Origin of the sequence: Achromobacter sp. B7 (genome assembly GCF_003600685.1) — a bacterium.
Taxonomy (GTDB): Bacteria; Pseudomonadota; Gammaproteobacteria; order Burkholderiales; family Burkholderiaceae_B; genus Achromobacter; species Achromobacter spanius_B.
The window spans coordinates 247,172-270,641 of the sequence record NZ_CP032084.1 but is presented as its reverse complement, the minus strand read 5'-3'; the positions used below and the strand labels follow the sequence as shown (position 1 = coordinate 270,641).

The following is a 23,470-nucleotide window of genomic DNA, read 5'->3' as shown; positions in this document are numbered from 1 at the left end:
CCAAAACGGGACGCGCGCGCCCAGAATCTGCCCCGTACATGATCTTTCGGACACCTCACCATGTCATCCCAAACCCCCACCTCTACCGCTGCCTTATCGCGCGGACTTGTTTTCCTTCTGGCGATCGGCGCCGGTCTGTCGGTAGCGTCCCTGTATTACAGCCAGCCGATGCTGGGCGTACTGGGCGTGGACATCCACGCCAGCGCCGAGACGCTGGGTTGGATCCCCACCCTGACGCAGCTGGGTTATGCGTTCGGCATCCTGATGCTGGCGCCCCTGGGCGACCGCCACGACAGAAAGCGCATCATCCTCATCAAGGCCGCCGTGCTTAGCGTGGCGTTGCTGGCCGCCGCCGTCGCGCCCTCCATCGGCCTGTTGCTGGCCGCCAGCTTCGTGGTCGGCCTGTCCGCCACGCTGGCGCAGGACATCGTGCCGGCCGCCGCGCATCTGGCGCCGGTCGAGCAACGCGGCAAGATCGTCGGCACCGTGATGACGGGGCTGTTGCTGGGCATCCTGTTGTCCCGCGTAGTCAGCGGATTCGTTGCCGAGCAGTTCGGCTGGCGCGCCATGTTCGTGGCGGCGGCGGTCACCATCGTGGCGCTGGGCGCGGCGCTGTGGCGTGGCCTGCCGCGCTTCGTGCCGACCGCGCAGCTGTCGTACGCCGCGCTGCTGGGCTCGCTGGCAACGCTGTGGCGCCAGCACCCCGGCCTGCGCCGCGCCGCCACCGCGCAGGGCTTGCTGTCGCTGGGCTTCAGTGCGTTCTGGTCGACCTTGGCGGTGATGCTGCATGGCGCGCCGTTTCACCTGGGCGCGGGTGCGGCAGGCGCTTTCGGGCTGGCGGGCGCGGCCGGCGCGTTGGCCGCGCCGCTGGCCGGCCGCGTGGCCGACACCCGTGGTCCGCTCGCCGTGGCCAGCCTGGGCGCCGGGCTGACGATGGTGTCGTTCGCCGCCATGATCTTTCTGCCGTTCCTGTCACCGCACGCCGCGCTGTGGCTGATCGCGGGTGCCGCCATCGGCTTTGACCTGGGCATCCAGACCTCGCTGATCGCGCATCAAAGCATCGTCTACGGCATCGACCCGGCCGCCCGCAGCCGCCTGAACGCCATCCTGATGACGGGCGTGTTCATCGGCATGGCTGCCGGTGGCGCGCTGGGCAGCCTGGCGCTGGCCCATTGGGGCTGGACGGGCGTGACGGTCGTGGCGGCGGGCGCGGCAGCGTTGGCGCTGGGCCTGCGCGTGTGGCCGGCCACCGGGAACCGCGCGATTATTGCGGCGCGTTGATCTCGTCCGCCGTGATGATTTCGGCAACGAGTACCTGCGCGGGCCCGTCCAGGAAGTATTCCTCCTGGGTGGGCTCGCGCAGTTTCATATAGGCGTTCTCGCCGATCTGCATGGTGTGCCCGGCGGCCAGCTCCGCGCCGCTTTCCAGCATGTAGCCCATGATGTTGTTGAAGATGTTCGAGTAGTACTCGCCTTCATCATGGCCACGGGCCAGCGCCGCGAAGTCGGGCAGGCTGAACAGGTCGGCGCCATAGGTGCGCATCCACACGCCGGCCACGCCATCCACCTCATACTTCACAAAGCCGCAATACAGCATGTTAAGCGGCAGCGCGCGCAGCAGGTCCAGGCTTTCTTCACCCAGCGACTCGGCATCGAATACGCCGGCCGGCAACGAGGTGTGCGCATGTTCGTTCAACACCGCCACCGCGCCAAAGCCGGTCAACGCACCGGCCACGGCGGCCAGCGCCACGTACTGCTCCAGCGGATCTTGCGAAAACCCCCCGTAGTACAGAACGATGTGGCTGGCGTGCGCGCGCACTTCGTCCTTGACCGTGCCCGGATAATGCGCCGGCGCCACGCAGGCTTCCAACGCATCCTTGGGATAGGGCGCGTCAAAGCCCACCAGCCGCACCACGTGATCGCCCCAGCCGGCCAGGCCCAGCACTTCGGGCATGTCGGGCGCGATCTCGACGCGGGCATCGCTCATCGACGGGTGATACGCGCACAGCGCCGCCCGCAAGCCGTCCTCGTCCAGCGCCAGGGGCTCGGCGAACAGCACCTGCAAGCTCAGCGGGTTTTCAATGGCGGGGTTGGCGACCAGCGCGCGGGCGTCGGCGGATTCTTCCTTGCGGCCGAAGAAGCGGGAGAAGATGCTCATGGGGTTGGGGCTATCCGGAATTAAAACGGGGGCAGTATACGTTTGCCCTTGGCGGGCCCGATGCCGATGTCTCCATTGGACACATCTCTCACCGACCGGCAGGCTCCGAGAATCCATCAGGCCCCACCGTCTCCAGCACATAGTCGATGAACGATTTGATGCGTGATGAAATCGCGGTGTTGCGGTAGTACACGGCGTTGATCGGCTGCCTGACGTCTTGCGTCTGGCGCGGCAGCACCTGCTGCAACGCGCCCGCTTCGCGGTCGGCCCGCGTCATGAAATCCGACAGGCACACGATGCCGCCATGGTTCAGCGCCAGTTGCCGCAGCGTCTCGCCGCTGTGTGCGCGCACGCCGGGCTTGATGTGCAGCGCCTGCCCATCCGCATCCAGCAACGGCCATTCGTTCAACGACTCCGGCTGGCTGAACCCCAGCAGCATGTGGCGGGCGAGGTCGGCCACGCGCTTGGGCGTGCCGTGCTGCGCCAGATATGCCGGGCTGGCCAACACGCGCACGCGGCTCTGGCCCAGCGGCACCGCGTGCAGCGACGAATCCTTCAATCGGCCGATGCGGATGGCCAGGTCGGTGCGGCGTTCCAGCAGATCGATGTTGCCTTCGTTGCTGTTCAGTTCCAGCTCCACTTGCGGATACCGCTTGCGGTAGCCGGGCACCAGCGGCGCGATGACGTGCAGCATGAAGGGCGAGGCCGCGTCCACGCGCAACAATCCGGCGGGCTGATTGCGCCGCACATTCATCAGGTCTTCGGTTTCTTCGACCGCCGCGACGATGCGGCGCACCTGCTCAAGATACGCGCGGCCTTCTTCGGTCAGCGCCAGCCTGCGCGTGGTCCGGCGCATCAGCGTGGTTTGCAGCTTTTCTTCCAGCCGGCTCATGGTGCGGCTGGTGGCCGAGATGGTCTGGCCCAGCACCTCGGCGGCAGCGGTGATGGAGCCGCTATCCACCACGGCGATAAAGACCTGCATTTCGTCCAGCGTCGTTTTCATATTTGACGTTATATCAAAAGTATTTCGCCGATATGGGGCTTTTTGGGCAAGTATCGGGCGGGCACACTGGCGGCATTCCCGGGCCATGGGCGCCTGGATCTTTCCCTCTTTCGGAGTTTTACATGAGCATTCCCCGTTTTGGCGTCGGCACGTTCCGGCTGCAAGGACAAGTCGTCATTGATTCGGTGCGCAACGCGCTGGACGTGGGTTACCGCGCCATCGACACGGCGCAAATCTACGAGAACGAAGCGGACGTGGGCCAGGCCATTGCGCAATCGGGCGTGGCGCGCGATGCGCTGTTCATCACCACCAAGATCTGGGTGCCCAACACCGGGCGCGACAAGCTGGTGCCCAGCTTGAAGGACAGCCTGGCCAAGCTGCGAAGCGACTATGTGGACCTGACCTTGATCCACTGGCCCGCGCCGGGCAACGGCGTGTCCATCGACGAATGCATGACTGCGCTGGCCGAGGCGCGCGCGCAGGGGCTGACGCGCCAGATCGGTATCTCGAACTTTCCCATCGCGCAAACCCGCGCGGCCATCGCCGCCGTGGGCCGCGAGGCCATCGCCACCAATCAGATCGAGCTCAGCCCGTACTTGCAGAACGCCACGCTGACCGCGTTCCTGAAAGAGCAGGGCATCCACGTCACGTCGTACATGACGCTGGCGTATGGCCGGGTGCTGAAGGACCCGGTGATCCAGCAGATTGCGAAGCGACACAACGCCACGCCCGCCCAGGTGACGCTGGCCTGGGCGCTACAGCTGGGCTATTCGGTGATCCCGTCATCGACCAGGCGCGACAACCTGGCCAGCAACCTGCTGGCCCTGCAACTGCGCCTGACCGACGAAGACATGGCGCAAATCGCCACGCTGGAAAGAAACGGCCGCGAAGTCAGCCCCGAAGGGCTGGCCGCGGCCTGGGACTGATACGTCGGGCAGGATTACTGCGTGTCGTAGCGCGGGGAGCGCGGCCCGTACAGGATGCCGCCGGGCTGGCCCGCGCTGAGCAGCATGTGGTTGGTCGTGCCGGCCACGCCATAGCTGCGATCCGACAGCGTGTTGACGATCTGGTCCACCATCGCCTGCACCAGCATGCCGATCAGGCCGCCGCTGCTGTTGCTGGCCTGTACCACCTGCTTGCTGCCCGACCACAGCTTGGCGCCGTTGCGCAGGTCGATCAGTTCGGCATCGATGGCCACCGTGACGTTGCTGGACACTACGGCATAGCTGGCGCCGTACTGCTTTACCGTCATGTACAAGGCCGCGTCGGCGCCGAAGATCTCGCGCAGCTTGGCGCCGGGCAGCCCGTGGATTTCGTCCGGGGAGCTCAGGCCGTTCTGCTTGAAGGTTTCGTCCATGACACCGACCGGGATCACGTAGTAGCCCGATTCCGCCAGGGGCCGCGTGGCCTGCGACAGCACGGCGGCCGTGGCGGCCACGTCCACGGACGTGTTCAGCGGCGGCAGCACCAGGATCGACGCCGGCTTGCTTTCGCGAAAAGCGGTGTAGTCCACGTGCTGCTGCGGCGCGACGCAACCGGCCAGCATGGCGACGGCGGCCAACAGGCCGATTCGGAACAAGCGGGTCATCATCACGATCCCTTCTTCAAGGCTGCCGCATCGGCGGATGCCGGGGTGGCGGACGTGGCGTCAACGGACGCCGCGGGCTTGCCGACGTTGCGCATCAGGAAGTCCATGAACGGCGTGGATTCCGGAAAAGCCACCTTCTCGCTTTGCAGTTGCTCCACGCCCTTGTCGCCGTCACCCATCTTCAGGTACAGCATGCCCAGGTGCGCGCGAAAGCCCGGCGGCAACTCAACATTGGCCGCACGCGCGGTTTCAATGTTCTTTTCCAGGGCTTGAGCCTGCACCGCGTTATCCGACCCGTCTTCCTTCAGATACGCATAGACAGACGGCTGATAGGCCTGCCAGCTGTACATCGACTTGGGCTGCTGCACGCATGCACTCAAGAGACCCACCGCGGCGGCTACCGCCAAACCGCGCCCCGCGCGCGCAAGCGCATCCGGGCGACGCATCGCCTGTAGTTTCAACATGGCAAGTCTCCTTAGTTGGCGGAAGGCTGCCAGGCGCCTTGCTCGATGCCGTCGACCAGGCGGTCCACCGCCTCACGGATGGCCAGGTCCAGGACCTTGCCGTTCAGGGTGGAGTCGTAGCTGGCGGTGCCGCCAAAGCCGATGACTTCGCGGTTCGACAGGCTGTACTCGCCCGCGCCCGATGCCGAATACACCACTTCGGACGTCGTCACGTCGACCACGTTCAGGTCCACCTTGGCGTACGCCACTTGTTCCTTGCCACGGCCCAGGATGCCGAAAAGCTGCTGGTCGCCGGTGACCTTGCGGCCGAACGCGGTGACGTCGCCGGTCACGACATAGCGCGCGCCCTTGATCTGGTTGGCCTTTTTGTTGAAGCCGGCTTCCTGCTTGATTTCGGAGAGGTTGTCGCGGTCCATGACCTGGAAGCGACCGCTGCGCTGAAGATGGCTGACCACGATCGTCTTTGCCTGGCCGCCCAGACGGTCGACGCCGTCCGAGAACACGCCACGCAGATAGTTGGTGCGGTTATCGAATTTACCGACCGAGATCGGGCTGCGCACGCCTTGATACGGCTTGGCCGCCGCCTGCGTGGCCGGCACCACCAGCGCTTGCGAGCGCTCGGTGGCGCAACCGGAAATTGCCGCCGCCAACACGGCCAGCGCGCCCATCTTTACGACCTTGTTCAACATCTTCTTCTCCTGCCGGCGCCACCGCAGTCGCGGCGGGCAAGCCTCTAATCGTTATTGAATCGAGCCGGCATTATAAGCAAATGAATAGTTTTGTCACAAATTGAAATAACGAGACTTTTGGCACGACATGCGGTATTCAGCAAAAAACGTTTAAAACGTGGCCGTTGTTTTGAAAAAAGTGAATTCATGAAGCCACGCAACCTGACCGGCATCCATCGCTACGACGCACCCGCAGGCGGCTGGGGCGCGCTCAAGGCCACGGCGCAGGCCGTCGCCGACCAGATGCGCATCGCCGAAGCGCCCGTGCTGCTGTTGCGCACCAACAAGCCCGACGGCTTTGACTGCCCCGGCTGCGCGTGGCCCGACAAGGCGCACACGTCGACCTTCCAGTTCTGCGAAAACGGCGCCAAGGCCGTCACGTGGGAAGCCACCAAGAAGCGCGTCACGCCCGAGTTCTTTGCCGCGCATACCGTCACCGAACTGCTGACCTGGAGCGACCACGACCTGGAAGACGCCGGCCGCCTGACGCACCCCCTGGCGTACGACGCGGCCAGCGACACGTACCAAGCCATCGGTTGGGACGCCGCGTTCGCCCGCATCGGCGCCACGTTGTCGGCATTGCCCGACCCCGACATGGTCGAGTTCTACACGTCGGGCCGCGCCTCGAACGAAGCCGCCTTTCTCTTCAGCGTGTTCGCGCGCGAGCTAGGCACCAACAACTTTCCCGATTGCTCGAACATGTGCCACGAGGCCACCAGCGTCGGCCTGCCGCAAGCCATCGGCATCGGCAAGGGCACGGTATCGCTGGACGACTTCGACACCTGTGACCTCATCATCTCGATGGGCCACAACCCGGGCACCAACCATCCGCGCATGATGGGCACCTTGCACGAGTGCGCGCGGCGCGGCGTGCCCATCATCGTGTTCAACCCCTTGCGTGAGCGCGCGCTGGAACGCTTTGCCGATCCGCAGAACCCGGTTGAGATGGGCACGCTGGGGTCTACCCGCATCGCCTCCACGTATTACCAGGTGAAGGTCGGCGGCGACGCGGCCGCGCTCAAGGGCATCATGAAGGCGCTGGTGGCGGCGGACCGCGACGCGCCCGGCGTGCTGGACCATGACTTCATTGCCCAGCACACGGAAGGCTTCGACGACTATGTGCAGGACCTGGACGACACCCCGTGGCACGACATCGAAGCGGCCAGCGGCCTGTCCCGCGCGGACCTGGAGGCCGTGGCCACCGCCTACGCCAGATCAAATGCCACCATCGTGACCTACGGCATGGGCATCACGCAGCACGCGCGCGGCACCCAAAACGTGCAGCAGATTGCCGCGCTGCTGCTCATGCGCGGCAACTTCGGCAAGCCGGGCGCCGGCATCTGCCCGTTGCGCGGGCATTCCAACGTGCAGGGCAATCGCACGGTGGGCATCACGGAAAAGATCGATCCGGTGATGTTCGACAATTTTGAAAAGACGTTTGGTTTCCGCCCGCCCGAGCGCCACGGCCACGACGCCGTGGACGCGATGAAGGCCATGGTCGACGGCTCGGCGCGCGCGCTGATCTGCCTGGGCGGCAACCTGGCGATGGCGCTGTCCGACACCGACCAGTGCGAAGCCGGCATGCGCCGGCTGGACCTGGCGGTGCACATGAACACGAAGCTGAACCGCTCGCACCTGCTGATCGGCCGCGAGTCGATCATCCTGCCGGTGCTGGGCCGCACCGAAAGCGACGTGCAGGCTGGCGGCGCGCAGTCGATCACGGTCGAGGATTCCATGTCGATGGTGCATGCCTCGCGCGGCAAGCTGGCGCCGGCCTCGGAACACCTGCGTTCCGAACCCGCCATCATCGCCGCCATGGCCGCTGCCACGCTGCCGCACAGCCGCGTGCCATGGCTGCACCTGGTGGAAGACTACGGCCGCATCCGCGACCTGATCGAACAGGTGTACCCGGACTTCCGCGGCTACAACGAACGCATCCTGAAGCCCGGTGGCTTTCGCTTGCCGTTGCCGCCCACGGAACGCATCTGGAAGACGCCGTCCGGCAAGGCGCGGTTCCTGCCGTTCAAGGGCCTGCGCGAAGACCCGGCCGCGCCGTCGGACACGCTGACGCTGACCACGCTGCGCAGCCACGATCAATACAACACCACCATCTACGGGCTGGACGACCGCTATCGCGGCGTGTTCGGACGGCGCGACGTGCTGTTCATGAACGCGGCCGACCTGGCGCGCCTTGGCCTGGAACATGGGGACGAGGTAGACATCAACACCGGCCTGCCGGGCGAATCGCACCGCCATCTGCGGCTGACCGCCATTGCCTACGACATTGCGCCCGGGTCCGTCGGCGCGTACTACCCGGAAGCCAACAACCTTTGCCCGCTGGACTACCAGGACAAGCAAAGCGGCACGCCCAGCTACAAGTCCATCCCCGTGCGGATCCGCAAGGCTATCTGAGTTCCAGCGTGGCCCCGATGACGCGCAGCGTCGGCATCAGCTGACGCCACGCGTCGCGGGGGATGGCGGCGGGACGCTTCAATTCGGCCGCGGCCGGATCGTTCAGCAAGTCGCCCTTGCAGGCGAACACGACACTGTTGGTCATGTCGTCATCCACCACTTCAAACATTGACGAGCCGAACGAGGCCCGCACGCGCGCCAGGTACTCGTGATGCATCGGGTGGTTCACGTGGTAGTTGATGACCAGGATGCCGTTCTCGCGCAGTGCGCGATGGCAGTCGGCGTAGAACGCTTCGGAACACAGCGCATCCGGAATGCCGCCCACGCCATAACCATCCAGGAAAATCACGTCGGCATGGTCCGACAGGCCGCGCAAGTGGTCGGCCGCGTCGGCCTGCACCACGCGAAAGCGGGCGTTGTCGGGGGGCACCATGAAGGCCTCGCGCAGGGCGATGACGGCGGGGTCGATCTCGACCACTTCAATGTCGGCACCGGCCAGGTAGCGATAGCAGAACTTGGGCAGCGAGCCGCCGCCCAGGCCCACCATCAGGATGCGCGCGGGCTCGGGGTTGAACAGCACGAAGCCCATCATCATGCGCGTGTATTCAATTTCCAGCGCGTCGGGATTCAGCAGCGACATGCTGCTTTGGATTTCTTTCTGCGTGAAATGCAACATGCGCCGCGTGCCCACGTTCTGGACGAAAGGCCGGTGGATGGCTTGGGGCTCGTCGGACGGGGTGGTCGGCGCGGAAGGTACGTGGTCGGACATGGGGCGGGTGGCGTCTGCCTATGCATCTACATAAAAAAACAGACACAAGATACCACTCGCCCCGGACGCACGGGTTTGGCGGCCGCCGAATTCCTAGAACACAGCCGGAACGCTGCGGATCGCGCGGTCCGGCTCGCGGTAGCCCTGCGGCTTTTGCCGCTTGGGCAGCGTTATCTTTGCCCGGGGCAGCGCCTTGTACGGAATGCTCTTGAGCAGGTGGCTGATGATATTGAGCCGCACCCGTCTTTTGTTATTGGAATCCGCCACGAACCAAGGCGCGTAGTCCGTGTCCGTTTGCGCGAACATATCGTCGCGGGCGCGCGAATAGTCATACCAATGGCTGTACGAATCCAGATCTAGCTTGGACAGCTTCCAGATTTTCCGCTCGTCGTGAATACGCGCCTGTAGCCGCCGCGTCTGCTCGGCTTCACTGACTTCCAGCCAGTACTTGATCAGGATCACGCCGGAATCGATGATGGCGCGCTCGACCAGCGGCACCGCTTTCAAGAACGCCTTGGCCTGGCTTTTGGTGCAGAACCCCATGACGCGTTCCACGCCCGCGCGGTTGTACCAACTGCGGTCGAAAATCACGATTTCGCCGGCCGCCGGCAAATGCGGCAGATAGCGTTGCACGTACATCTGCGTTTTTTCGCGGTCGGTGGGCGACGGCAGCGCCACCACGCGAAAGACCCGTGGGCTGACCCGCTCGGTAATGGCCTTGATGGTGCCGCCCTTGCCCGCGCCGTCGCGCCCTTCGAACAGGATGCAGACCTTTGCCCCGCTGTGCACCACCCATTGCTGAAGCTTGACCAGTTCAACATGAAGCTTGGCCAGTTCGCGCTCGTACTTCTTTGCCGACAACCCCGCGACACCGGGCGCGCCGTTTTCAAGTGCGGCGCTGACGGGTTCGTCCTTTGCGATTGCTTTTTCGGTTTTCATCATCTCGCTCCTTGATCGGCCCATCGGGCATTGTGAGCCGAGTCGCAATTGAAGGTCCATGATGATTCCGGCGAAAAATCGTCAGGTTCGAATCACCAGAATCGCGCCCCGTGCGCACGGCGGTTGCAGCGTTATTGCGGATGAAAACGATTGCGCGTTGCGGAAGGCGTTTCAAGGAACAGCGCGCGGTATTGCGCCGCGGAATGCGTGGAATAGGGATAGCCATGCTGCAAGAAGCAGTCGGCCACCGTCATCCGTTTGTCCTCGCCCGATGCCAGGTCCCAATACACGTCGTGAAGCTTGCGCAGGCAAAGATAATGCCCTGGGCCCATGCCGAAACACGTTTGGAAGAAGTCGCGCAAACCGCGCTCGCTGATTTTCAGGCCTCGGCGTATGTCTTCGACGTGGGCGTTCTCATTACGCTCGCGAAAGACCGTCAGCGTGGCGTCGCACAACCATGCCAGCGATGACGAGGGGCGGCCCTTGCACCGGTCGTGCGGGAAACGACAGGCCATCAGGTCAAACAGCCTGCGTTCGATCAAGCGGCGGCCGATCGCCGGCGGACAAGCCGGGGTCATCGCCATCAGGGCCGCTTCGCGCAGGGCGCCCCATTGCAGGGGGTCTGTTTTTTCCATGCCGCCTGTACTACGCCAACGCCTGAGCGTCTGCGCCAGCAGGCCATCGCCTGTGAACAGCTCGGCATCAACCGGCAACGCGATACTGATCCATTCGTTGGGCCCTGCCGCGCGAAAGACGTAACCCTTGCCCGGCGCCAGGATGCCCAGCGCCGCCGCATTCAAGGGCGCCCCATTCAGCCAGGCCTGGCAGGGAGAAGGCTGCGACAACAGCAACGTCAGGTGAGTAGACCGGCACACCGCTTCGCACACGTTTGAAACGGCGGCGCTACCCTGCTGGAGGTCGATGCCGTCAATGTCGAAACGGCTGATACGCCACCCCCCGCCCCCGCTTCCCAAGAGAAATACGCGTGCCTGGGCGTCGAAGATGGCGTCGGCGTAGGAATCGAACGACTTGAAATGATGAAGATCCATCTGTTTCCCCTGGCAAGGTACCGACGACGTGGATCTGACAACATATTGCCGAAATTAGCATAGACACATGCTTGGGTCACTGGCGAAAATCAATTTGCTGTTTCGCAATAAGCCACCTTGGCAACGGTTGAGTTATTGGCATCCCATAGGGAAAAGGGGCGCGAAATGTCTTTAGCCCGTTCACGACATGGATTTGCCGTGGCCTTTGCCGTTGCTGCCGCCATGGCGCCGGGCACCGGGCACGCCGCGGCGGGCCATTGGGAAGACGCCATCGCCGACGTGCTGGTCTGGGTGGTGCTGGTTCTGGTGCCCATCCTGGCCGTCTGGATATTCTGGAAGCTGCACGTCCTGCCGGAAGTCATCGCCGAAAAGCGCCACCACCCGCAAGCCGAAGCCATCAAATCGCTGTGCCTTTTATCCCTGGCGTTCGGCGGCATGCTGTGGCCCTTTGCCTGGCTGTGGGCGCACACCAAACCCATCGGTTATCAGATGGCGTATGGCCGCGACACGCACCATGAGGCGCCGGTCACCACGCCCGCCACCGATCTACCGCCCCCTCCATCCCGACCCGACGGTTGATGACCGGCGCGCCAAAGGGGTACGTGTCGCGTGGGCGTGTTTGCGCGACATGTGGATGCCGCACTTGTCCAGGAGGTTTGCATGCTTGAACTCATTGCTCTCTTCTACGGCGTGCTGGTGTGGCTGATCTTCATCAAGCTGAAGCTGCTGCCCTGGAATATTCAATCGCAGGTCGGCGTGGTGGCTGTGGGTGCGGCGGGCCTGACCGCACTTATTTTCATCATCAACGTCGTCACGCCTTCGTCCGCCGAATTGCGCGTGACCAACTACGTCGTCGAAGTCGTGCCCCGCGTGACCGGTCGCGTGGTTGAAATCGCCGTCGAAGGCAATCGACTGATCAAGAAGGGCGACGTGCTGCTGCGCCTGGACGACGAGCCCTATCGTTTGAAACTGCGGCAACTGGAAGCCAAGCTGATCGATGCGCAGGCCACGCAGCAATCGCTGGACCGGGATTTGTCCTCGGCCAAGGCGATGACGGCGGCCGCGTTGGCGCAGGTTGATCTGGCCCGCATGCGGCTGCGCCAAAGCACCGCGCTGGCCGCGCGCGGCGCCGGTAGTCAATACGACGTGCAGAGCTTTCAAAGCGAGCTGAAGGTACGCCAAGCCAACTGGGAAGCCGCGCGCGAAGCGGAACAGAAAATCCGCTTGAACATCGGCGCCATGTACGAAGGCGACCAGGCCGCCGTGGCGCAGGTGAAAGCCGAACTGGACACGGCCAAGTGGGAGCTGGCGCAAACCACGCTGTATGCCCCGGCGGACGGATACGCCATCAACCTGCAAGCGCGCGTGGGCTCGTATGCCGCCGCGATCCCCTTGCGGCCCATCATGTCGTTCGTTGAAACCTCGCAGCAGGTCATCGCGTTCTTCGATCAAAACCAACTAACCAAGGTCAAGCCGGGCGACGAGGTCGAGGTGTCCTTGCGCACCATCCCCGGCCGCGTGTTCAAAGGCAGCGTCGATTCCATTGTGTGGGCCACATCACAAGGCCAGTTCCAGGCGTCCGGCGCCTTGCCGGGCACCACGGCGGAAGGCGCCAGCGCCGCCGCGCCGATGCAATACGCGGTGCGCATAGACCTGCAAGCGCCCGAGGACATCATGTTTGCGATGGGCGCGCGAGGCAACGCCGCCATCTACACAGACAGCCTGCGCGCGCTGCATATGGTGCGCAAAGTCATCTTCCGCGTGTCGTCCAAACTGGACTACCTGGTTCTCAAGCTGCACTGACCGGCCTTGCCTATGTCCGCGCCCCCGACCCTTCTTTCCCGCGCGCTGCCCCTGGCATGCATGGCCATGCTGATGGCCGGCTGCGCCAACCTGAACCGGCCGGCGGACGATGCCATGGTCAAGGACGCCATGGCCGGTACCGATGTGCCGGCGGCGTGGACGACCAGCGCGCAAGCTGCCGCGTTCGAGCCCGCATGGGCGGGGTTTCCGCAGACCGGCACCTTGCAAGCGCTGATCGAGGAAGCGCTTGCGAACAATGTGGACCTGCGCGTGGCGGCCAGCCGGATGCAACAGGCCGCGCACCAGGCGCGGCTGGCGGGCGCATCGTTGCTGCCCACGGTAGGCATTGGCGCACGCGCGGCCACGGACCCGACGCCGGGCAGTGCGTTTTCCGCCAACGGCTACGCCGTCCTGATGAACTGGGAGCTGGACCTGTGGGGCAGGGCCAGGGCCGAGAAACTGTCCGGCGAGGCGGGCTACCGATCATCGGAAGCCGACTACGCCTACGCGCGCCAGTCCATCGGGGCATTGACCGCAAAAAGCTGGCTCGCGGCACTGGAGGCAAGCGGGCAGCTTGCGCTGGCTCGCGAACTGGAAAGTGCAACAAGCGACCAGCTCAAGCTGATCCAATACCGTCGCAGTATCGGCCGGGTCGGTGAATTTGAAGTGGCGCAGTGGTCCGAGCAGGTGGCCGCGGCGGCGGACGTGGTGGCCCAGCGCGAACTGGCGCGGGTGCAAGCGCTGCGCGCGTTGGAATTGATGTTGGGACGCTACCCCGCCGGCGTCGCGCAGGCGGACGAAGCCATTCCCGATTCGCCCGCGCCGCTGGCGCCCGGCTTGCCGCTGGCGCTGCTGGACCGCAGGCCTGACCTGGTGGCCGCGCGCGAACGCCTGGTGGCGGCCTTTTTCGGCGCCGAGGAAGCCAAGGCAGCGCGCCTGCCCACCATTGCGATATTTGCCGGCGCGGGGCGCTTTACCAAAGACTATTCCGGCTTGGCAACCAGCATGCAAAGCTGGGTGTTCCCCGTGGGCGCCTCGTTGGCCTGGCCGCTATTTGACGCCGGCCGTCGCCAGATCACGCTCGAACTACGCACAGAACAACAGCGCGAAGCGCTGGCGTTGTATGCGCGCGCCATCCTGGGCGCCATGGCCGAAGTGGAAAACGGCTTGACCGGCGAGCAGCAGCTGGCGATGCGAGAGCAATCGCTGCAACGCCAGTATTCCGAAAGCCGCCGCGCGCTGGCGTTGGCGCAGGTGCAACGCCAGATTGGCCAGTTTGACGACTTCGACGTATTGCAGCGCAAGCGCGACGCGCTGCGCGTGCAAAGCGACCTGATGCACGTGCGCGCCGAAAGGCTGGTGCAGCGCGTGAACCTGCATCTGGCGCTGGGCGGACGCTTCGAGTCGGATGCGCCGACGACCCCCGCGACGCCAGCGTCAACGCAAAGCAGCCCCGACGCCGATCAGGCCGCGTCGCACGCTACGGCTGCGAGCCCGCGCCAAACAGATCCGCTTGCCGGGGGTCCGCCGACGCCAGGTCATAGCCAATCTGCGCAGCCACCTCACGCAAAATATTCTGCGCCAGATTGAACGCCGTATTGGCCGCTGGCACGCCAGCGTAGATGGCATTCTGCAACAGCACTTCTTTCAACTCATCGGGCGTCAGGCGCGACTCATCTGGCGCGGTCAGCGCGGCGCGCACGTGCAGCTCGAATTCTTCCCAGCGGCCCAGCGACAGCGTCACGGCCAGCACCATCATGCGGCGCGCCTTGTGCGGCAAGCCCGGACGGCTCCAGATATCGTGCCACGCGTAACGCGTGATCATGTTCTGGTAGTCGGCGGTGAACGTGGTGGCGCGGTCCAGCGAACGCTGCACCCATTCGTCACCCAACACAGCGCGGCGGTTCGCCAGACCGCGCTCGAAGTCTTCTTCTCGGCTCATCGTGTGCTTCTCCCTGCAACGGGTTGACAAGGGAACGGGCCAACGCCGCGCCCGTTCCCGTCGGTGGATCAGTTCACCGTGATGTTATTGGCTTTCACGACCTCGGCCCAACGCACTTGCTCGGCGTCGACGAACTTGGCAAAGTCGGCGGCACTGCTGCCCACGGGGGTCAGGCCCAGCTTGGCCAGCTTGTCGCGCGTTTCGGGACGCGCCAGCGCCTTTTGCACCAGGTCTTGCAGCTTGGCGACCACTTCCGGGCTGGAGCCGGCGGGCAGGAACAGGCCGTTCCATTCGACCACGTCAAAATTCTTGATGCCGGCTTCGCCGACCGTGGCCACATTGGGCAATTCCGGCATGCGCTTGGCCGAGGACACGGCCAGCGCCTTGAGCTTGCCGCCGCTGACGTAGTTTAGGCTGGATGCCGCGTTGGCGAAGTACACGTCCACCTGTCCGCCCATGACGTCCACGATGGCCGGCGCGCCGCCCTTGTAGGGCACGTGCACCACGTTCACGTCCGCATCCTTCTTGAGCAGTTCAGCAGCCATCTGCGCCAGGCTGCCGGGGCCGTACGAGGCAAAGGTGTACTTGCCGGGGTTGGCACGCGCGGCCTTGATGAAGTCGGGCAGGTTGTTGAACGCCGAGCCCGGCGCCGCCACCAGGATGTTGGGCACGCTGACCGCTTGCGAGACCGGCACGAAGTCCTTCTTCGCGTCGTAGGGCAGCTTGCGCAGCACCGGGTTGATCGAGAACGCGGACGCGTCGAACAGCACCGTGTAGCCGTCCGGCTTGGCGCGTGCCACGAAGGCCGCACCGATCGAGCCGCTGGCGCCGCCCTTGTTTTCGATCACGACGCTTTGGCCGGCTACTTCGCTCATGCCCTGGGCGATGATGCGCGCGGCGTTGTCAGCGCCGCCGCCGGCGGAATACGGCACCACCATCGTGATGGGCTGCTCGGGATAGCCGGCGGCGTTGGCCGCGCCGACAGCGCCGACCAGGCCGATGGCCGCAACCAGCGGACGCAATGCGGCCAAGGCCGCGAAACGGGTCTTCTTCATGTGTGCTCCTCACAACTCCCCGACGGGGATATTCGATTGATGATGAATCGTTGCGCGATCCGCCTGACGGGGTCAGACGGTCGCGATGGGGTTGACCGGCGCGCCGACCAGACCGGGCACGTACATGGGTGCGGCGGTCAGGAAGAAAGCGTGTCGGCCATGCTGGCGCAGCCAGTGCGCCAGCGGGGTCAGATGCCAGAGCTCGCCCAGTGGCAGGCCCAGCTTGAAGAGGCATTGTTCGTGCAAGGGCAGCAGCGGCCCGGGGCCTGCGTCCAGCTGATGGTTGCGCAGTTCCACGGCGTGGTTGTCCGCCGCGATGGCGGCAATGCGGCTGTCCTTGATCCAGGCCAGCAGTTGCGCGTCCGCGCCGTCCAGCACGCAGCAGCTGGTCTTGAGCCGTTCCTGTTCGTGCTCGCCCAGCGTCAACGCCAGGTCGGCCAGGCCAGTGTGCAGGCACAGCACGTCGCCGGGCCGCACTTGCACCCCGTCGGCCTCGATCACGTCCATGAGGTCGCGGTACGACACCTTGCGTTGTTCATCGCCAAAGCGGGCGCGCAGGTCAACCATCACGCCGCGCCCCTGGATGCCATGGCGCGCCATCGGCGCGATGGACAGGTCTTGCGTGCCGGTGAAGTTGTCGGGGGAAGGCTCGCTGACGGTAAAGCCGTTGTACCCGGTGGGCTGCGGCTGGCCCGTACCGTGGGCGTCATACATCGAGCCCACATGGCCCAGTGCGTCCCATTGCGTGGAGTACTGCGGCGACAGCGTAACGCGGTCGTCGCTGACGACGTCGGTGGCGCCGGGCACGTCCAGGCCCAGGGGATATCGGTACACCGGCACGCCGTTTTTCTCGGCGGGCTGGATCGACGGCCCCTTGCGGCGCGGGTTCAGCACGGGCGCGCGCGGCACTGTCAATGGCAAGCTGAGCGAAAACGAAATCCCGGTCTTGATTTCCGCGACGGCGGCCAGACGCGCCTGGCTGTCCAGGTGGTTCAGCGTGCCCAACTGGTCGTCGTGGCCGAAATCGCCCCAGTTCGAACCCTGCGGGCGGCGCAGGTATCGTGGTGTTTGACTCATGGTCACTGTCCCCTCGTCCTTGGCGGGACGAATTTGTAAACGTTGTTACGCTTATTGCAACACGTTGCGTCGCAATTTCAGGGGGACAACAACCCGGGTGTATCTCAGAGTGGACAGTTTTTTGTCGCGCAGCCTTGACGCCTAGCCGCCGCAGCCGGAGCCGGTTCTTGATGCAGGCAGGGGCGTATCGCCACCGGTGTTGCCGGCAAACTTGCGGATCTTGTCTGCCAATTCCGGCGTCGGGTGCTCGTAGCCGTAACAATACGGCGGCGTCGGCGCGGCATCGGGTCGGTAGTCCTGCAACACCGGCTTGGCATCGCCCAGGTACAGGTTGTCTTTCAGGCGCAGGAAGGCTTTGTAGTCGCGCGTGTAGCCGTGCTGCGACTTCAGTTTCTCGTACGCGCCGCGATCCGACTCGCCGTTGTCCAGCGCGCTGCGTTTGGCGGCAATGGGAATGTAGTGGCAGTAATTGACGTTGACGCCTTCCACCGTGGGAAAGAATTCGGGCTCGACGCACTTGCGCTGCGCCGTGTTGTTGAAGATGTTGCCTTCGACCAGCGCCTTGGCTTCCAGGCTGAAGCTCATGCCGTAGAAATCCCAGTCTTCAAGCAGGTTGTTGAACAGGTGGAACGTGCCGAACTGCCCGCGCGGATTGCGCTGCACGGTGTTGAAGAAATAGTTGTGATGCAGCGTCACGCGGGCGATCGAATCACGTTCGTAGTTCTGGAACAGGTTCTTGGACGTGATGTTGTTCAGCAGCATGACCTTGTTCGAGTTATGGAACTTGGTCCATGAAATCGTCACGTCGGTGGACCCGTTCTTCACGTTCAGCAGCCGGTCCGACATGCGCGACAGATCCATATGGTCCACCCACACATCGCGGCTGCCATTGGCCACGTTCACGGCCTGCGTCAGCCGGTTCAGGCGGCCGTCGATGGTCAGGTGCGTCAGGATGACGTTCTGCACGCCGTACACGCCCAGCCCGTCGTCGATCAAGGCAACGCGCTTGCCGCGCCCGTCGATCGTCACGTTCGAGGGCACGCGCAGCTGCTTGTCCAGCACGATCGTCATATCGGATGCGAAGCGGATCCAGGTCGGCCCCTTCTTGGCTTGCGCCAGCGCGGCGCGCAAGGTGCCCGGCCCCGAATCCTGGTCGGACGTCACCTCGATGAACTTGCCGCCCAGGCCGCCCGTAGCCTTGGCGCCGTAGCCTTCGCGTTGAGACAGCAGCGATGAAACGAGCGGGCAGTGTTCGTCCGGGCTGGGGCAGGCTTCATTCGCGGCCGCCACCCCGCCTTGCAGCAGGGCCACGGCAAGCAGCCAACGCATCGTTTTCATTGCAGACTTCATCAAGGCTTGTTCCTATTGCTGCGCGGAGCGATCCGCGGACTGCACATGACGCCAGATGCCGCCGCTCAAGCGCAGATTTTCAGGGGGGCCGGCCACGTGTTCGCGCAACCGTTCGAAATACGCCTTCTGCCATCGCAGCGCGTAGGCATCGGCGTCTTCGCCGGGATTGGCCGCCGGCAGCATGGCCAGCGTGTACGTCACCTGGCCGTTTTCCCAACGCGGCGCGTAGAACACCGACGGCACGCCCATGCGATGCGCCAGGTGCGACGCAAAGCTGGAATACGTCACCTCCTGACCTTCGAAGGTGGTGCGGGGCGCGGCGGGATTCGCCGCGCCGTCGATGGCCAGGCACAGCACAAAGCCCGAGTTGATGGCGCGCATGCAGGCTTTGGCCACCTGCGCCTCGGTTTGATCGGCGGTGGAAATCAAGGCCGTGGCATAGCTGCTTTGGGCCACCGTGGGCGCGGTGGCGAGCCAGCGCGACGGAATGCCCAGAAGCTCCAGCGCCATCAGCCCGGCATACATGGGGCCGACGTGCGCGGTCGCCACCACCACGCCCTTGCCGGCCGCCAGCAACGGCGCGAAAAAGCGCTCGCCGGTATCCAGTTCGCCCAGCAACTGCATGGCCTCTTCGACATCGTCTTCGCGGCATTCCAGCCAGTCGAACAGCAGATGGTCGATCATGTGGCCCCAGCGCGCGCGGCGTTCCCAATCCGCGCGGTCCGCATTGGCGTCGCCGCGCAGCGACCACGCCCAATCCAGCCGCGCCTGTGGAATCGGCGCCATGTGCAGCCGCTGCTCCATCTGCGCCATGGCGTCCTGGAAGGTCTTGGGCAGGTGTGCGCTGCGCGTGGCGACGTACTTCGTGTACAGCGCCTCGGCCTCTTGCTTGCGGCCCGCCTGCGACAGCGCGCCGATGGCCGAGCGCTGCCAGATCAGCTTGTCGGGAGACTTCTCGACCAGCTTCAACATCTGCTCGGCGGCCTTGTCGTACTCCAAGGTGTAGCGCAGCGCACGTGCATACAAAGCACGCGTCTGCTCCAGCTCGGGCGCCAGTTCAATGGCCTGCGCCAACGGCGCCGCGGCCTCCTTGTAGCGGCCGGCACGCAGCAGGGTTTCGCCGTACAGCGTCAACAGCCGCACGTCCGTGGGCGCGGCGGCCAGGCCCGTTTCAAAATGGGTCAGCGCGTGCACCTTGCGGTCATCCTCAGTCGCACGCCGCAGATGCGCCATGCCCAACGACGCGCGCAAGGCGGGGCTGTCGTGGCCGGCGTTCAGCGCCCGGTCGCCCAGTTCAATCGCCGCCTGGGCGCGCTCGTCTTCCAGCAATGCGCGCACGGCCATCGTGGCCACGCGTTCATTCGGCAGCTGCGCGGGGTCCAGGCTTGCGGCGATGTCGGCGGCCTGGGCCGTGTCGCCATTACGCGCAAAGGCCATCATCCAGGCATACGCCTCGGCGGGCTCGTCGCGCGCCATGGACACCGTGGCGCGTGCGACCTCGGCGGCGTCCGTCACGCGGCCAGCCTGCACGCGCAACTGGATGCGCGCGGCGTGGTGCGATGCGTTGGCGGGCTCGATGCCGGCCGCGGCATCCACCTCGGCAATAGCGCGGTCCCACTGCTTGGTGCGGCCCAGCAGGCTGGCCAGCAGGCGGCGGTCATCGGCGCGGGCCGGGTACGCCGCAATCAGCGTTTCCAGGGCGGCGATGGCGGGCGCGAGCTTCGCTTCGCGCATCCAGGGCGCGACCAGCAGGCGGCGCACATCGCGCCAGCCCTCGTTCGTCTTCGCCAGCGCCGGGCCCAGTCTTGCCAACTGGCCGGCGGGTTCGTCGGCCGCCAGAATGTCGCGGATGACTTCGCGCAGCTGCGTGGTGGCGTCGGCCTGGGCGCGGCGTTCTTCAACAGCGGTATCAACCATGGCGCAGCCCCCGCAACAATGCCATTGCCACGCGCGACACAAACATCAGCACAAAGCCCAGCGCCAGCGCTTGCAGCAACAGGATGGCGGTACGCGGGCTGCTGGGGCGGTCCGTGGGCACCGGCTGCGCGATGATGGACAGATAGCGTTGCAAGCGCAGCGCGTCCGTCATCGCCTGTTGGTACGACTGCTGCGCCAGCGTCAGGTTGGAATCCGCGAACGCCTGGGTGTTACGCAGCGCCTCGTAGGACTTGAGCTGCTTGGCTTCGGCATTGCCGTCGCCGCTGAGGCGACGACGCACCGACGCAATGCGCTTTTGCAATGCCACCACCTGCATCTGGGCGGGCTTGAGCATGAAGTGGTCCTTGTTTTCCAACGCGCGGATCTTGTCCAGATTGATCTGCGCGCTGCTCAGTTCGGTTTCCAGCTGGCTGGACAGGTTCAACAGCATGGCCACCGTGGCCGTCGGGTCGATGTTGCCGTGCGTGGTGCGCCACGCCGTCAAGGCTTCGCGCGCGGCCAGCGCCTTTTGCTCGGCAAGCCTGACCGACTCTTCGCTGACCTTCAGCTTGTCGGCCACGCCTTTCTCGTTCATCGAGCTGACGAATTCTTCGGCCAGGCCGATCAGCGCCTTGGACAGCATCGCGGCGTCTTCCGGCGAGAACGCGCTGACGCGCAGCACGTCGATCTGCTCCAGGGCGTTGAACGAGACGTGTACCGCCGACTGATAGGCGCGGTACAGGTCGTCTTCGCTGGAATCTTCGGCCAGGTGGTTGAAGGGGTCGATACCCGTGTGGATCAGGTACTGGCGCAGGCCGACCTTCTTGTCCAGCTGTTGCATGGCATCGCGCGATTTCAGGAAATCGCTGACCGCCCAGCCGTCGACAAAGCCGCCCAGCATGCCGCCCATGTTGCCCGTGGTCAGCAGGCTTGCCGCGCCCCCTCCGCCGCCTTGCTGGCCGGAGCCCGACTGCACGAAAAAGCGCGATTCCGCTTCGTAGCGCGGGGTGGCGACGCACAGCACATAGACCAGCGCCAGCGCCACCGGCGCGATGACGATGAACGCGTTGATCCAGCGGTGGCGCCGGCGTTCGCGCAGCGCAGCCTGCCGTTCGCGACGGCGGCGTTCGATTTCGGAGCCGCCCTCAGATCCCGAGCTGGCTGTCTTCGAAGCCGCCTCCGAAGACGTCATCGCCGGTGCCGGAGTCGCTTCGAGATCGTCGCGGGGGGTATTTGCTGAGGCATTGGTCGAGGTCGTCTTCGATGCTGAGAGCGCTTCGTTCATAAATCAAGCCTTTGAGGCAGTAGTCCGCCATCTGGTTCTGGCGATAGCTAGAGAGAATGAGGGTCCGGCCGATCAACCGCTCTTCGAACAGGGCCAGCCAGAGCCGGGTGAACCGGCAGGGTTCGAAAGGGATGGCCCCTTCGATCACGTAAACGTCGAACGCCGGCGCCAGCGCCAGGGCGAACGAGAATTCCTGCCGTGCGTAAAGCGGCCAATGTTCCATGGGTTTGGCCAGCACCTTGGGGTCGCTGATCAGGTCCGCGACCAGTTCGTGCGTGGCTTCGATATCGATTTCGTACATCTCGCAGACGAAGTCGATGATGGAAAGCCCGTTGGCCTTGCCCCGGATAAAACCTTGCCGCCCAATCGCCCACGACACATTGCCGTCGTGCTTGACGAAGCCCTGGCGCGGCGGCCGCAGGTTGCACAACACGTCGACAATCTGGCGGTGCATCTCGGGCGTATGCGACAGCAGGGCGTAGCGCCCGACGGGTATGTCGAGCGTGGCGTTGGCCAGCAGCGGTTGCCGGCTGCCAAAGGCGTAGGGTTCGTCAGTGACGCCATTCAGATGAATCATCTGGCCCCCTTACATCGGCTGGACATTGGGGCGTGCAAGACGCTCGGCCGCCAGGGCGACCACCATCATGAACACCAATGCCGTCAAGAAATAGCCCAGGCTGGCATCGTGGGAATCGTAGGCCGCGAAGTAAGCCGAACGCAGCAGCTGCATGCCGTGCGCGAACGGCGACCACAGAATCCATGGGCGCAGATGCTCGGGCAACTGCTCCGACACGAAGAACACGCTGGAGAATATCTGCAAGCCCCGTTCGATGACGGGCGCCAGGCGCAGGAAGAAATGCCAGAAGGTCGCGATTGACCCAAACAGCACGCCCATCGCCGACCCGCAGCAGCCCATCAGCACGACGAAAAGAATGAAGCCCGCCCAACTTTCCGGCAGCGTGATGAGTCCCAGCGCGTGGCCCGCGCTGATCAGCACGGCGAACACCACCAGGTACACCGATACGTAGATCATCGCCTGCACCAGCGCGCACATCAGCGGGGTGACGCCCTGGAAGTTCAGCAGCCCGCGCGCCGAGATATAGGCGGTACTGCTTCGGAAAACGATCTGCCGGAACATGATCCATGTGGTGGCTCCCAACAGCGAAAACGTTTGCACGTCCATGCCAAGAATGAAGTGCGTGCCCATCAGGATGTACAGCGACGAGATCAACGTCAGCAGTACGACAGGGCCGACCAGCGCCCACAGCAGCGCGATGCGGCTTTCGCCGTGGATCACGCGCAGCTGATACACGAACAGCGCCATCAGCGTGCGCCCCACGGGCTGCCCACGGCCGGCACTGCCCGGATGGTGCCCTTCGTGCAGGACCTGCAAGCGCTGCCGCAGGATGGCAAGATCCGCGGCCTCGCCCTGCGGCAATTCGATTTCCAGCGCGATGTCGTTGCGCGACGCATGGCGGCGCGCATCGCGCGCCTCGTCCTGCTTGCGCCGTTCGACGCGCCGCGCATGCGCCGCCGCCAGCCGTTCGTCTTCCGCGATCAGCTTGGCGGGCATGTAGCCCGACGCGAAGACATCCACGCCCGCGCGGATATCCGTTTCCAGCAGGCGCACGATCAGGCGCAGCCGCCGCCGTGAAAAATCGGCCAGCGTCTCGTCGACCTTGCCGCGCGCGATCTCCGCGTCCAGCTCGGCCTGCACCGCTTCGTACACCGCCCGGCGGGCGGCAACGGAGTCGTGCGGCTCGCCCAGCAGCCGCGCAAGCAATGGCTTGAGCAGCACGCTGGGCGTGGCCTTGGCTTCAAACAGCGCGGCCGGGTCCAGGCGCCACGCATCGACGCCCGAACCCACCGCGTAGTTACTGTCCTTGCGGCGGTTACGCCACCCCTTGATCCGATCCTCGTTACTCATCGAC

Annotated in this window: 22 protein-coding genes; 6 read left to right on the top strand and 16 right to left on the bottom strand. The window is 64.8% G+C overall.

Annotation, left to right across the window (positions count from 1 at the left end):
- Positions 1–60: 60 nt before the first annotated feature.
- Positions 61–1,281 (top strand): MFS transporter, encoded by a 1,221-nt coding sequence (locus DVB37_RS01270; protein ID WP_120153505.1) that lies wholly within the window; start codon positions 61–63, stop codon positions 1,279–1,281.
- Here the strand turns inward: DVB37_RS01270 and DVB37_RS01265 are convergent.
- A complete protein-coding gene (locus tag DVB37_RS01265) occupies positions 1,265–2,158 on the bottom strand; it encodes a DUF4261 domain-containing protein (protein WP_120153503.1) in 894 nt (297 codons plus the stop codon). The two genes, DVB37_RS01270 and DVB37_RS01265, sit on opposite strands and share 17 nt — an antisense overlap.
- A gap of 88 nt (positions 2,159–2,246) precedes the next feature.
- Positions 2,247–3,161, bottom strand: a complete 915-nt coding sequence (locus DVB37_RS01260; RefSeq protein WP_120153501.1) for a LysR substrate-binding domain-containing protein — start codon at positions 3,159–3,161, stop codon at positions 2,247–2,249.
- A gap of 122 nt (positions 3,162–3,283) precedes the next feature.
- On the opposite strand from DVB37_RS01260, the gene dkgB reads away from it, so the two are divergent.
- Positions 3,284–4,087, top strand: coding sequence for a 2,5-didehydrogluconate reductase DkgB (gene dkgB, locus DVB37_RS01255; RefSeq protein ID WP_046805332.1), 804 nt, complete (start codon positions 3,284–3,286; stop codon positions 4,085–4,087).
- A gap of 14 nt (positions 4,088–4,101) precedes the next feature.
- Here dkgB and DVB37_RS01250 read toward each other — a convergent pair whose 3' ends face one another.
- From DVB37_RS01250 to DVB37_RS01240, 3 genes are read right to left on the bottom strand one after another with little or no spacing between them, the layout of a single operon-like run.
- The gene (locus DVB37_RS01250; RefSeq protein ID WP_046805331.1) at positions 4,102–4,752 is read right to left on the bottom strand and encodes a DUF799 domain-containing protein; all 651 of its coding nucleotides are present in this window, start codon (positions 4,750–4,752) and stop codon (positions 4,102–4,104) included.
- Positions 4,752–5,213, bottom strand: coding sequence for a DUF4810 domain-containing protein (locus DVB37_RS01245; protein ID WP_046805330.1), 462 nt, complete (start codon positions 5,211–5,213; stop codon positions 4,752–4,754). The genes DVB37_RS01250 and DVB37_RS01245 overlap by 1 nt, the downstream gene beginning before the upstream one ends.
- An 11-nt stretch (positions 5,214–5,224) precedes the next feature.
- On the bottom strand, positions 5,225–5,902 hold the full coding sequence (locus DVB37_RS01240) for a CsgG/HfaB family protein (RefSeq protein WP_046805329.1): 678 nt from the start codon (positions 5,900–5,902) through the stop codon (positions 5,225–5,227).
- 186 nt (positions 5,903–6,088) lie between these two features.
- Between DVB37_RS01240 and DVB37_RS01235 the strand changes: the two genes are divergently transcribed.
- Positions 6,089–8,353: an FdhF/YdeP family oxidoreductase gene (locus DVB37_RS01235; protein ID WP_120153499.1), complete on the top strand. Its 2,265-nt coding sequence runs from the start codon at positions 6,089–6,091 to the stop codon at positions 8,351–8,353.
- Here the strand turns inward: DVB37_RS01235 and DVB37_RS01230 are convergent.
- From DVB37_RS01230 to DVB37_RS01220, 3 genes are all read right to left on the bottom strand, one after another.
- On the bottom strand, positions 8,346–9,122 hold the full coding sequence (locus tag DVB37_RS01230) for a fused MFS/spermidine synthase (RefSeq protein WP_120153497.1): 777 nt from the start codon (positions 9,120–9,122) through the stop codon (positions 8,346–8,348). The genes DVB37_RS01235 and DVB37_RS01230 overlap by 8 nt on opposite strands.
- A 93-nt stretch (positions 9,123–9,215) precedes the next feature.
- Positions 9,216–10,064, bottom strand: a complete 849-nt coding sequence (gene ppk2, locus DVB37_RS01225) for a polyphosphate kinase 2 (RefSeq protein WP_120153495.1) — start codon at positions 10,062–10,064, stop codon at positions 9,216–9,218.
- Positions 10,065–10,192: 128 nt separating this feature from the next.
- Positions 10,193–11,110 (bottom strand): helix-turn-helix domain-containing protein, encoded by a 918-nt coding sequence (locus DVB37_RS01220; protein ID WP_120153493.1) that lies wholly within the window; start codon positions 11,108–11,110, stop codon positions 10,193–10,195.
- A 165-nt stretch (positions 11,111–11,275) separates the two neighbouring features.
- On the opposite strand from DVB37_RS01220, the gene DVB37_RS01215 reads away from it, so the two are divergent.
- The 3 genes from DVB37_RS01215 (at position 11,276) to DVB37_RS01205 (ending at position 14,503) form a co-directional block, all read left to right on the top strand.
- Positions 11,276–11,689: a DUF3302 domain-containing protein gene (locus tag DVB37_RS01215; protein WP_223264922.1), complete on the top strand. Its 414-nt coding sequence runs from the start codon at positions 11,276–11,278 to the stop codon at positions 11,687–11,689.
- An 81-nt stretch (positions 11,690–11,770) separates the two neighbouring features.
- On the top strand, positions 11,771–12,913 hold the full coding sequence (locus DVB37_RS01210) for an HlyD family secretion protein (RefSeq protein ID WP_046805324.1): 1,143 nt from the start codon (positions 11,771–11,773) through the stop codon (positions 12,911–12,913).
- 12 nt (positions 12,914–12,925) lie between these two features.
- Positions 12,926–14,503, top strand: a complete 1,578-nt coding sequence (locus tag DVB37_RS01205) for a TolC family protein (RefSeq protein ID WP_120153491.1) — start codon at positions 12,926–12,928, stop codon at positions 14,501–14,503.
- Here DVB37_RS01205 and DVB37_RS01200 read toward each other — a convergent pair.
- The 8 genes from DVB37_RS01200 to DVB37_RS01165 all read right to left on the bottom strand — a co-directional run bounded on the left by DVB37_RS01200 (position 14,394) and on the right by DVB37_RS01165 (position 23,466).
- Complete coding sequence (locus tag DVB37_RS01200) at positions 14,394–14,855, bottom strand: carboxymuconolactone decarboxylase family protein (RefSeq protein ID WP_120153489.1); 462 nt, start codon at positions 14,853–14,855, stop codon at positions 14,394–14,396. The two genes, DVB37_RS01205 and DVB37_RS01200, sit on opposite strands and share 110 nt — an antisense overlap.
- A 68-nt stretch (positions 14,856–14,923) precedes the next feature.
- A complete protein-coding gene (locus tag DVB37_RS01195) occupies positions 14,924–15,910 on the bottom strand; it encodes a tripartite tricarboxylate transporter substrate binding protein (protein WP_046805321.1) in 987 nt (328 codons plus the stop codon).
- Between the two features lie 72 nt (positions 15,911–15,982).
- Complete coding sequence (locus DVB37_RS01190) at positions 15,983–16,987, bottom strand: cyclase family protein (protein ID WP_120153487.1); 1,005 nt, start codon at positions 16,985–16,987, stop codon at positions 15,983–15,985.
- Positions 16,988–17,128: 141 nt separating this feature from the next.
- Positions 17,129–18,325 (bottom strand): polysaccharide lyase family 1 protein, encoded by a 1,197-nt coding sequence (locus DVB37_RS01185; protein ID WP_370512727.1) that lies wholly within the window; start codon positions 18,323–18,325, stop codon positions 17,129–17,131.
- 24 nt (positions 18,326–18,349) lie between these two features.
- Positions 18,350–20,254, bottom strand: a complete 1,905-nt coding sequence (locus DVB37_RS01180) for a Vi polysaccharide transport protein VexE (protein WP_120153485.1) — start codon at positions 20,252–20,254, stop codon at positions 18,350–18,352.
- Positions 20,247–21,446, bottom strand: coding sequence for a sugar ABC transporter (locus tag DVB37_RS01175; RefSeq protein WP_240434022.1), 1,200 nt, complete (start codon positions 21,444–21,446; stop codon positions 20,247–20,249). Before DVB37_RS01175 ends, DVB37_RS01180 begins: the two co-directional genes overlap by 8 nt.
- Positions 21,400–22,116 carry an ATPase gene (locus DVB37_RS01170; RefSeq protein ID WP_046805317.1) on the bottom strand — a complete coding sequence of 239 codons (717 nt, stop codon included), beginning with the start codon at positions 22,114–22,116 and terminating at the stop codon, positions 21,400–21,402. Before DVB37_RS01170 ends, DVB37_RS01175 begins: the two co-directional genes overlap by 47 nt.
- A gap of 9 nt (positions 22,117–22,125) precedes the next feature.
- A complete protein-coding gene (locus DVB37_RS01165; protein WP_046805316.1) occupies positions 22,126–23,466 on the bottom strand; it encodes an ABC transporter permease in 1,341 nt (446 codons plus the stop codon).
- Between the last annotated feature and the right edge of the window lie 4 nt (positions 23,467–23,470).